The organism is Chloroflexota bacterium (assembly GCA_018829775.1).
GTDB lineage: Bacteria > Chloroflexota > Dehalococcoidia > Dehalococcoidales > RBG-16-60-22 > E44-bin89.
This window is the reverse complement of sequence record JAHJTL010000033.1, coordinates 1-10095: the sequence shown is the minus strand read 5'-3', so window position 1 is coordinate 10095 and position 10095 is coordinate 1. Positions and strand designations below refer to the sequence as shown.

The window sequence follows — 10095 nt, the reverse complement described above, 5'->3', positions numbered from 1 at the left end:
TTTACAGGTATCACATAAGCGCTTTTTGTGTGATGATGAGACTGGAAACACAAAAAAGCACCTTAACAATTGAATATCAGAAGTCCAGAGCCTTGTCTATGGTAAATAAAATACCCTAGCCAGCTTAAGACTAGCTAGGGTAAATCTAACAAAGGGGGTCAACCACAATGCTAGACTACATTGATTATGCCATAGACGGCGACGGCTATCAAGGCAACGGCAACGGTTATCACGGCAACGGCTACAATAAGCTAGACGGCGATTATGCGCTATTCTATAAGGTAGCTAAAGGCTTTACTCACAGGGTAAAACGTGAAGATACACAGGACTTTCTGCACGACTTGCTAATGGCTATGGCTAGGGTAAAGGCTACCTATACCGCTAAAGGTAAGGAATTGACCACTGGCGGGTTAGTGAGAGTAGCACAATACGAAGTAGCCGACTACTGGAGAAAACGGTTTAAGCGTATCAACGGGATTGACTGTAGCCGTTGTAGCAAGGCGCAACGGGAAAAGTGTAAAGACTGGTTTTTATATCCCGATTGCCCCAAAGCCGTTAAACTGGAGCGTTTAGACAGGGTTATAGATGACGGCAACGGCAACGAAACGGCACTTCACGAATTGATAGCCGATGATAATGCCGTTGACCTAGTGGCTATGCTTGACGCAAGGTTTACGCTAAACGGCTACCCCACTAAAGCCGTTAAACTAGCCTATAAGCGGTATGCGGGTTATCCGCTAGACAAGGCGGAGCAAAACTATTTTACCCACTTCCGAAAAAGGACACAAAAAAGGCTAGTTTAGTATCATCTTTTTAAGACTTTTCCGACACTAATATAGTGAGAGCGTAAAAGCTCTTGCAGGAACTTGACTAATGCTAGCGTATCGCAGGTTAGACAAGGCTCTGGACAATTGAATATAAGGCTACTACTCAAGGGCAAGGTTTACCTTGTTTTGAGAATACCCCTATAAGTGGCTAGTCCACAATCAATAGTGCTAGCGTATCGCAGGCTATTGATAGACAAGCGGGGTAGAAAACAAAACAAGGTGATAATTGCTCGGTTTGATTAGGGGAAGTTTTACCTTTTCTAGAGAGCGGGGCGGTCTAACAGGTTAGAAAAAGCCTCGGTTGATAAGGGTAAGCCTTGCCTTTTTCACGATAGTCGCTTAACACAGTTACGGGCAAAGGTGTCCTATTGAATAGGGATACTTTTGCCTTTTTTTGTGCCCATTTTTCGGGGTAGTCGGGGAACCGACTACCCTTTTTTTATTCTCCAGCACCACCCCTTGAGCCAGCATCCCTGGAAGAGGGGAAAAGAAGAATAAGAACCATTCACTGCCCCGAAAAAACGCCCAGATTTTGATTCTAGAGCGTCTCCCGCCGTAAAGGAAAGGCTCTCCCAGTGGACTGACACCTAGGGAGAGCCTCTTTTTTTGCCTATTGCACAATTCAAGCTATTGTTTACTTAGGTTCAGTTTCTTCGGAAACAACTTGTGTAACAATGGTCATCCAGTCAATGCCGCAACATGTTAACAATCGTGCTCCACGTCTAACTTGCTGCTATGATTTCATAAGAAAGGAAGCCAAGCAAGTAGTGAAATCTTCTAATTATAAATATACTTGATTGGCTTAATTTACTATAACGGTGGGAAAGGAGTTCTAAGTTCCTTCCCAGATTCTTTAAGCGCCCGGTCCCTTATTGTTATTAACATTGTGCTGAATTGTCGGCGTTCTTCATCAGACAGAGCAGACATTATTTTATGGATGGAATCTCTTTTGATTGCTTGACTATAGGCTTCAGAACCCTTTTCCGTTAATTCGATTCTTACTAAGTTCTTTCTGTCCAAATCTCTTACCTTCTTCAACAATCCTTGTTTCTCCATCCTGCTAATTATTTCAGATACAGAATGAGACTCCCTTAGAAGCCGACGTGATATCTCGGCAGGTGTTACTTTATCACCAATTGCCCGAATAATAAATAAAACAGCACTCTGTCTCGGAGATAGGTTATAACGGCGTAATTCTTTCTGCCTCGCTTTATACATTGCCTCCCGCGCCTGAGCCAGTAGCATCCACAGTTCATAGTCTTTGTCTTCAGTAAAATCTTTCATGTTCTCCCTTTATTTCGAATTTTCAGTCACTGGCAATGCATTGAGTATCCCTTTTACGATCAAGCTTGGTTACCAAAAACCTATTACGACTCTTGGTATCAATTTTACTTTAAATTTAATGAACGGTCTAATTACCACTCATATAGTAAGAATGGCTTTAGCTCATCTTATTAAAAGCACTCAAATATGTATTGACAAATATGGTAGAATGAGCATTGGAAAATCGGGTACTAGTATCGCATATGAATATCGTGACCGATTATCCAATAACAAGCTACAAAGACGTTGGCTAGAAAAGGCGGATAATTTGTATTGGGGTAGTAAGGCAACTATTTAGCGTGTGGCTTCCTGCAATTAAAATAGCTGCGAATCAATCTGACTGATCTGAATTTTGGTTGGCCACCAAATAATAGAAAAAAGGAGGTGGTAGTTTTCGATAGATTAAAATCTTACACGGCATAGCTCAGATATTTCAGGAGGATGAAATGAATAAAAGAAGGATATTAGCTTTTGTTATGGTGGTGGTGCTGGTGGGTGGCTTGGCGGCGGCTTGTGCGGCACCCGCGCCAGCTCCAGCACCTGCACCAACTCCAGCACCTGCACCAGTTCCAGCACCTGCACCAGCACAACCCGAAAAGGTAATTAAGATCAGGCTCCAGTCCTTCGCTCCAGCCGGAGACCGTAGCTTTCAACAAACCCAGCGCTTCGCCGAGACGGCAACAGCTTTGAGCAATGGTAGACTCGATATAGAAGCCTACGCTGCTGGTGCCATTCTCCCGGTCAAGCAGGAACATGAGGGGCTGCTCAAAGGTGCCGTGGAGGCAATCCACGCCCCCTACGGATGGGCGGAGGGAATCTGGCCCGCGGCACAGTTTATCTCAGCAACCCAAACCGGTATCGGGCTTACGGGTACGCAGTTTATCTACTGGGACCGCGCCGGAGGCGGACGTGAACTGGCACGGAGAGTCGTCGAGAACGACCCTGTCGTGTTCGTTGGACTCCTGACTGTCCATCCAGCCGAGATATGGGCGCATACTAATAAAGAACTGAACACGCTCCAAGATTTGAAAGGTCTCAAGTTCCGCTTCGGGAGCACCCGTTTGGCCGAAATATATGAGCCGCTCGGCGTGGCGGGTGTGGTCATCTCCGGTGCTGAGGTTTATGAATCCATGCAGCGCGGAGTAATAGACGCTTTCGAATACATCACGCCTTCGGTAACCTGGGGCATGGGCTTCCATGAAGTGTGCAAATACATATACCTCTCGCCAATGCGCCAGCCACATGACGGCCAGGATCTCTTTTTTAGCAAGGACGCATGGGACAAACTTTCCCCTGACCTGCAGCAGCTGATGGAGTCCGTCTGCAGAGATATCGCGCCAACGTTTTTCGCTGAAACGCTGTTGCTGGACGCCGAGGCCCTGCAAAAAATCAAGGACTACGGAGTCGAGGTACGGCAAGTGCCGGCGGAGATTGACGCAGCTCTGTACGACTCGGCTATGGAGTGGACTATGGAGAAGATAGCCACGGATCCGTTCTTTGGCGAGATCCAAGACTCACAATTAGCCTGGGCCGAGGTATGTAAGGCGGCGGGGATTCAGTAGTTCTGAGTCCCTCGAAAAACAGGCTCCCCGGTGAATGGGCCGGGGGGCCTGCCTGAATACTCCGGAGAGGATAGTAGCTGATGAAAACTGTGGTCAAAGTCATCGACTCCGTTAGCGAGTATACGGGAAGGGGCGTGCTCTGGCTGACTGTAGCTCTCGTCCTGGTGCTCTTTTACGAGACCATGGCCAGACAGCTGTTCACTGCGCCAACGCAGTGGGCGTTCGAGACCGCGGAGATGATCTTTTGCACCATAGCCGTGCTGGGATGGGCGTACGTTCACCGTCACCACGGGCACATTCGGGTAGACGTTTTCTACGCACGCCTATCCCCGAGAGGGAAGGCGGTTGCTGATGTAGTCTGCTCGTTCGTGTTTCTCGTCCCCTTTCTTGTATATTTAGTCCCCACTTCATTTAGTAGTATGATGTTGTCCTGGAGGATTAACGAAAAACTGATTGAAAGCACCTTCATGCCGCCCGCCGCTCCTATAAGAACAGTGATTGTGGTGGGTGTTCTCTTATTTACCCTTCAGTGCGTGGCCCAATTCATTCGTGATTTATACTTTCTGCTGAGGAACAAGCCTTATGATTGAAATTAGTCCTGAAGTCGTTGCCATCATCTTCATTGTCGCCATATTCGCCGGCATCTTGACTGGCTTTCCTCTGGCGATAACCCTTGGGGGGGTGGCCGTGGTGATGGGTTACCTCTTGTTCGGGCCTAGCTCTTTCGAGATTCTCTACACGCGGGCCTTTCACCTGCTGATGAATTACACCCTTGTGGCGGTACCATGTTTTATCTTCATGGGCAGCATGCTCCAGTATTCTGGCATCGCCGAAAAGATGTATGACGCTCTCTATCTATGGCTGGGTGGCCTGAGAGGTGGTTTGGCCATAATCACTGTGATCATCGGCACAGTCCTGGCCGCCGCCGTGGGCATAATCGCTGCTTCTATCGCCATGCTAGCTCTGGTGGCTCTGCCCGCTATGGTCAGGCGTGGCTACGACAAGAGTCTGGCCTGCGGCGCGGTAGTGGCCGGGGGGTGCCTAGGTATCCTGATTCCCCCTAGTGTTATGCTGGTCCTCTACGGGCCCATGGCCTGGATATCAGTGGGCAAATTATTCATGGCCGCCTTTTTCCCCGGCTTTATGCTGTCGATATTATACTGCTCTTACATTGCCATTCGCTGCCGACTTCAGCCGGATCTGGCGCCGGCTATACCTGCCGAAGAGAGAAGAGCCCCTTTCATGGTAAAGACAGTGGTGGCGGCAAAGGCAGTACTGCCAACAGCCCTGCTGATTCTCGCTGTGCTGGGCGTGATTTTCCTGGGGATTGCGCCACCGACCGAGGCCTCGGCAAGCGGCGCTGTTGTGGCAACCGTGCTGGCCGTCGTCTACCGGCGGTTTAGCTGGCGGGTGCTTCGGGATACCGCGCTGGAGACGCTCAGACTCACCGCTATCATATTGCTCATTGGTAGTGCCGCCTTTGGTCTTGTCGGCATCTTTATCAGTGCTGGAGGGGCGCAGGTGGTAGAGGATCTTATCCTGGCCACACCGGGCGGGCGGTGGGGGTCTTTGGCCGCGGTCATGTTCTTGGTTTTCCTTTTGGGATTTTTCATCGACTGGATAGGCATCCTTTTCATCATCGTGCCCATAATCTCGCCGCTAGCCCCAGCCATGGGTTTTGATCCACTGTGGTTCGCCATAATGGTTTGTGTCAACCTTCAAGCGTCTTTTATGACGCCCCCTTTTGCCCCAGGGATATTTTTTCTGCGGGGGACGGTCAGTCCTGACCTAGGTATTTCCATGGAGGATATAATACGCGGAGTGATTCCCTTCGCACTTCTAGTACTAGTGGGGGTTGTTCTCTTGGCAGTGTTTCCGGAGATCGCCCTCTGGCTACCGGCTCAAATGATAAAATAACTACTCGTTCTGAATAGCATTAGATAATTGCTGAGGTCGAACAGATAAAGTATGTGTTCAAATTTTGGGAAAACGGCGAGCAGTTTCGTCTCGCCAGCGAGCTGATGATATTCAGCAGAGATTTTTACTATTAAGGAGGGTTGAACCATGGGAGATCGGTTGAAAGGAAAGGTGGCGATTGTCACCGGTGCCGGGTCGATTGAGCCGGGCATGGGGAACGGCAAAGCCACTGCCATTGTCTTTGCGAGAGAAGGTGCCAGGGTCATGGCGGTCGACTACAACCTTGAGGCGGCTGACGAGACGAGGCGGCTCATCGCTGAAGAGGGCGGGGAATGCATCACCTTTAAGGCCGACGTAACCCGCGCCGATGACTGTAAGAGCATGGCGGAGACATGCCTCAGCACATTCGGTAGGATCGACATTCTTCACAACAACGTGGGCATCGGTGGTCCCGGGGGCCCGGTTGAGACCAGCGAGGAAGACTGGGACCGGGTGATGGATGTTAACCTGAAGAGCATGTTCCTGACCTGTAAGTATGTGCTTCCCCACATGGAGAAGCAGGGGAGTGGCTCCATCATAAATATCTCTTCCATCAATGCCATAGCCATTAGGGGCCCGGCCGTGGCCTACTCCACATCCAAGGCGGGGGTCATCGCCTTCAGCCGAGAGGTGGCCTTTCAATATGCCGACAAGGGCATCCGGGCGAATGCCATACTTCCCGGCCTGATAAAGACACCCATGGTGGCCGCCTCAAGCAGGAAGCGCTACGGTGACGACGTCGAACAGACATGGAATTTGCGCGATGCAATGAGTCCCACCGGCAAGCAGGGTCAACCGTGGGACATCGCCTATGCCGCCCTGTTCCTAGCTTCCGATGAGGCGAAATACATATCGGGTACAACCTTGATTGTGGACGGCTGTATTACGGGGACCATGTGGGGAACGGAAAGGACTGAGCAACAGCTACTTGATCTCGCCCGGTATACCGCATCGCGGGGAAAAAGGTAATATCATGTTCAACCTTAAGTCAGCCGATAACACAGAAATAATCAGATGGGTCAATACTCTAGGTGCCCATGGACTCAACCAGCTAAGTGTTTTGACCACGCAGGGAAGGGATATCGAGGAAATGTGGAAGAGGCGGGACGCCATGTCGCCTATCGGGAGGCAGGGCGAAGGCTGGGACACCGCCAACGCTGCTACGTTCCTGAACTCTGACGAGGCGAAATACATCACCGGAACCACCTTGATAGTTGATGGCGGTATCTCGCAGACGATCCGGTCATGGTGACCGGGTTTCATATTTTGGAAAAGGGTATTATATAATTAATAGTGGGGTGATTATAACGGGCTGATATTTAAATCTATTCACTCTCAGACCCCGCTGATTAATCCCAGTTATGGAGAAGGGAGCAACTATGGCTATTGAAAAGGAAAAACTGATCTGGATGTTTCGAACCATGGTCCGCATCAGGCGATTTGAGGAACGTGTTTCCCGCGAGTTCGCTGATGGGAATATACCCGGCAGTGTTCATCTCTACATCGGTGAGGAGGCAGTGGCCACCGGGGCAATTGCCCACCTGAAAAAAGAGGACTACATTATGAGCACCCATCGTGGCCACGGGCACCTTATCGCCAAGGGCGGTGAAACCACCAAGATGATGGCGGAACTGTTTGCCAAGAAGACCGGCTACTGCCTGGGCAAGGGAGGTTCCATGCACATCGCCAATATCGATATCGGCATACTGGGTGCCGCCGGCATCGTTGGCTCGGGAATCCCTATTGCCACCGGAGCCGGACTTTCTGCCCAAATGAGGGGAACCGACCAGGTTACCATCTGCTTCTTCGGTGACGGTGCCTCGAACACCGGCCGCTTTCACGAGGGAATAAACATGGCCTCTGTCTGGCACCTGCCGGTCGTCTTCATCTGTGAAAATAACCTCTGGGCGGTTTCCGTGCCCACCAGCATATCTTGTAACGTATCCAACATCGCCGACCGAGCCGTTGGCTATGGCATCCCTGGCATCGTGGTTGACGGCATGGACGTCACCGCGGTCTATGAGGCGGCCGGGGAGGCGGTGACCAGGGCGAGGAATGGACAGGGTCCGACCCTGATTGAAGCCAAGACGTACCGCTTCCGCGGCCATTCTGAGGGAGTCGATGGCCCTCGCCCCAAGGAAGAGATCGAGTCGTGGATGAAGCGTGATCCGATTCCTGCGTTCAAGAACAGGCTTATCGAGATGAAGGTGCTGACCGAAAAGAAGGCTGAAGATATTGATAAAGAAGCGCTTGCCGAAATGGATGAGGCGGTTAAATTTGCTCAGGAAAGCCCCTTCCCCGAACCGGAAGAGACTTTGGAAAACGTTTATTCATAGGAGACAGGCATGAGAGAGATAAATATTCGACAGGCGATTGGTGAAGCCCTCGACGAGGAAATGGCCAGAGATCCCGCGGTGTTCATCATCGGTGAAGACGTGGGGCCAATGGGCGGCCTGATGGGAGAAATCGGTGGCCTGTATCAGAAATATGGCATAGACAGGGTCAGGGATACCCCCCTCTCCGAGGCAGCCATACTGGGCGCTTCCATCGGCGCGGCCATCACCGGAATGAGGCCGATTGCGCGAATGCGATTTGCCGACTTCCTGGGGGTGGCCTGGGACGAAATCATGAACCAGATGACCAAGATGAGATATATGTTCGGGGGCAAAATTAAGATGCCCCTTACCATGGACGCCCTCACCGGCGCCGGACGACGTTCCGCTGCCCAGCACTCCCAGAGCATCGAGGGCATGATGATGTGCATCCCGGGACTGAAAATCGCGCTCCCTTCCAACGCCTATGACGCCAAGGGACTGCTCAAGACCGCCATCCGCGATGATAACCCGGTGATGTTCTTCGAGCACAAGCGGCTCATGTGGGGCGGCCCCACCAGCCAGGTGCCTGATGAAGAATACCTGGTTCCCTTTGGTCAGGCAGAAATCAAGCGAGAAGGCACTGATGTGACCGTGATGGCTACTGCGTACATGGTTACCATGGCGCTCAACGCTGCCGAAAAACTGCAGCAGGAAAAGGGAATCAGCCTGGAGGTCATCGACCCGCGCACCATCGTGCCCTTCGATAAGGAAACAGTGCTGAACTCGGTGAAAAAAAGGGGCGGCTGGTCTGTTTCACGGAAGAATGTGAGAGCGGCAGTTTCGCCTCATACGTAGCCGGTGTCATGGCAGATGAGGCGTTCGATCATTTAGACGCCCCCATTAAACGGGTGAATGCCCCCAATACCCCCGTGCCCTATGGCATAGTTATGGAAGACTACTGGATTCCCGATGAGAACCAGTTGATCAAGACGATAGAAGGGATACTGTGAACTCTGGAAGAAGATTATGAAGATTGAAAACATTCAGAAAAGTGTGAAGGAAATAACCAAGGCCTGAACGGATAGAAAAGGCCTCTAATACCACAGGACTTTTATACAGGAGGACAAGCAATGGTCAAGGAAGTACACAAAGTCGTCAAGGAGTCCGGCGGGTACCGCATCATCATTGCCAACTCGGCCACATCCATTGATGATAATAACAAAAAAGATGTGGTGGTAGACGGTTCCCATTTCGGGCTGAATGTGGGCCAGTATGCCTTGCAGGCGAAAATCCGCGGCATGATCGGCAATGATGCCGGCATCGGTCTTGAGGAGGCGGGAATCGCCGGTCTGAAACTCCTAGGCCAGCACGGAGTCCCGGGGGCAGCGGTATCGTGCATGTCGGCCAAGATTGGTAACGGCACCGCTACCTATGAAGAAGGCGTGATATCAGTCGCGAATGAGACAGCCAAAATACTGGGCATCACTAAAGGGATGTCCGCCAAGGAAGCCGCGGATAAAATGTTCGAGGCCGCGCTTAAACAGAAATAAGCATCGTTGAGTTCATCGGGAGGTACACTATGCAGCACGGACAACAAAAAGTAGTGAAAACGTCTGGGAAATCCAGAATCATCATCGTGGAAACCAGTTCTGACGTCAATGAAAGCAACAGCAACGACATCATTGTGACCGGCTCACACCAAGGCAGCGGGAGCTACCTGGCGGGATGCAAGGTTAAGGGAGCCATTGGCAACGACGCAGGGAAAGGGAAGCAGGACGCTGGCATCGCCGGTCTTAAACTGCTCGATGAGCAAGGTATCCCGGCAGCCGCCGTGGGCAACATGACCGCCAAAATCGGCAACGGCGACAGCACCTACGAACAGGGTAACATTTCCGCAGTCAATGAAGCGGCCAGAAAGCTGGGCATCAGCGAGGGGATGTCCGCCAAGGAAGCAGCCGATAAAATGCTCCAGGCACTAGCCAGATAGCACATTATTGGTTCGGAAGGAAGCACACATAGATGAAAGCACTGCTCAAAACAGGTAAAGAACCGGGATTTGAACTCAAAGACGTGGGTGTGCCAAAATCGGACCCAAGGATGTGCTGATCAAAG

The 10095-nt window shown here is 51.1% G+C and carries 10 protein-coding genes and 1 pseudogene; 10 read left to right on the top strand and 1 reads right to left on the bottom strand.

What is annotated here, in order from left to right:
• Positions 1-167: 167 nt before the first annotated feature.
• Positions 168-803 (top strand): hypothetical protein, encoded by a 636-nt coding sequence (locus KKD83_03510; GenBank protein MBU2535220.1) that lies wholly within the window; start codon positions 168-170, stop codon positions 801-803.
• A gap of 834 nt (positions 804-1637) precedes the next feature.
• On the opposite strand, the gene KKD83_03505 is transcribed toward KKD83_03510, so the two are convergent.
• Positions 1638-2111, bottom strand: coding sequence for a winged helix DNA-binding protein (locus KKD83_03505; protein MBU2535219.1), 474 nt, complete (start codon positions 2109-2111; stop codon positions 1638-1640).
• A gap of 485 nt (positions 2112-2596) precedes the next feature.
• Here KKD83_03505 and dctP point away from each other — a divergent pair, with 485 nt between their 5' ends.
• The 9 genes and pseudogenes from dctP to KKD83_03460 all read left to right on the top strand — a co-directional run bounded on the left by dctP (position 2597) and on the right by KKD83_03460 (position 9970).
• Positions 2597-3712, top strand: coding sequence for a TRAP transporter substrate-binding protein DctP (dctP, locus tag KKD83_03500; GenBank protein ID MBU2535218.1), 1116 nt, complete (start codon positions 2597-2599; stop codon positions 3710-3712).
• Between the two features lie 80 nt (positions 3713-3792).
• Complete coding sequence (locus tag KKD83_03495) at positions 3793-4302, top strand: TRAP transporter small permease subunit (GenBank protein MBU2535217.1); 510 nt, start codon at positions 3793-3795, stop codon at positions 4300-4302.
• Positions 4295-5629, top strand: a complete 1335-nt coding sequence (locus tag KKD83_03490) for a TRAP transporter large permease subunit (protein MBU2535216.1) — start codon at positions 4295-4297, stop codon at positions 5627-5629. The genes KKD83_03495 and KKD83_03490 overlap by 8 nt, the downstream gene beginning before the upstream one ends.
• Positions 5630-5776: 147 nt before the next feature.
• Positions 5777-6637 (top strand): SDR family oxidoreductase, encoded by an 861-nt coding sequence (locus KKD83_03485; protein MBU2535215.1) that lies wholly within the window; start codon positions 5777-5779, stop codon positions 6635-6637.
• 4 nt (positions 6638-6641) lie between these two features.
• Entirely contained in the window at positions 6642-6920 is a 279-nt protein-coding gene (locus tag KKD83_03480; protein ID MBU2535214.1) for an SDR family oxidoreductase, read from the top strand.
• A gap of 127 nt (positions 6921-7047) precedes the next feature.
• On the top strand, positions 7048-8004 hold the full coding sequence (locus KKD83_03475) for a thiamine pyrophosphate-dependent dehydrogenase E1 component subunit alpha (protein MBU2535213.1): 957 nt from the start codon (positions 7048-7050) through the stop codon (positions 8002-8004).
• A gap of 9 nt (positions 8005-8013) precedes the next feature.
• Positions 8014-8993 (top strand): annotated as a pseudogene (locus KKD83_03470) (alpha-ketoacid dehydrogenase subunit beta).
• A 120-nt stretch (positions 8994-9113) separates the two neighbouring features.
• A complete protein-coding gene (locus tag KKD83_03465) occupies positions 9114-9533 on the top strand; it encodes a hypothetical protein (protein ID MBU2535212.1) in 420 nt (139 codons plus the stop codon).
• Between the two features lie 29 nt (positions 9534-9562).
• Positions 9563-9970 (top strand): YunC family protein, encoded by a 408-nt coding sequence (locus tag KKD83_03460; protein MBU2535211.1) that lies wholly within the window; start codon positions 9563-9565, stop codon positions 9968-9970.
• Positions 9971-10095 lie beyond the last annotated feature (125 nt).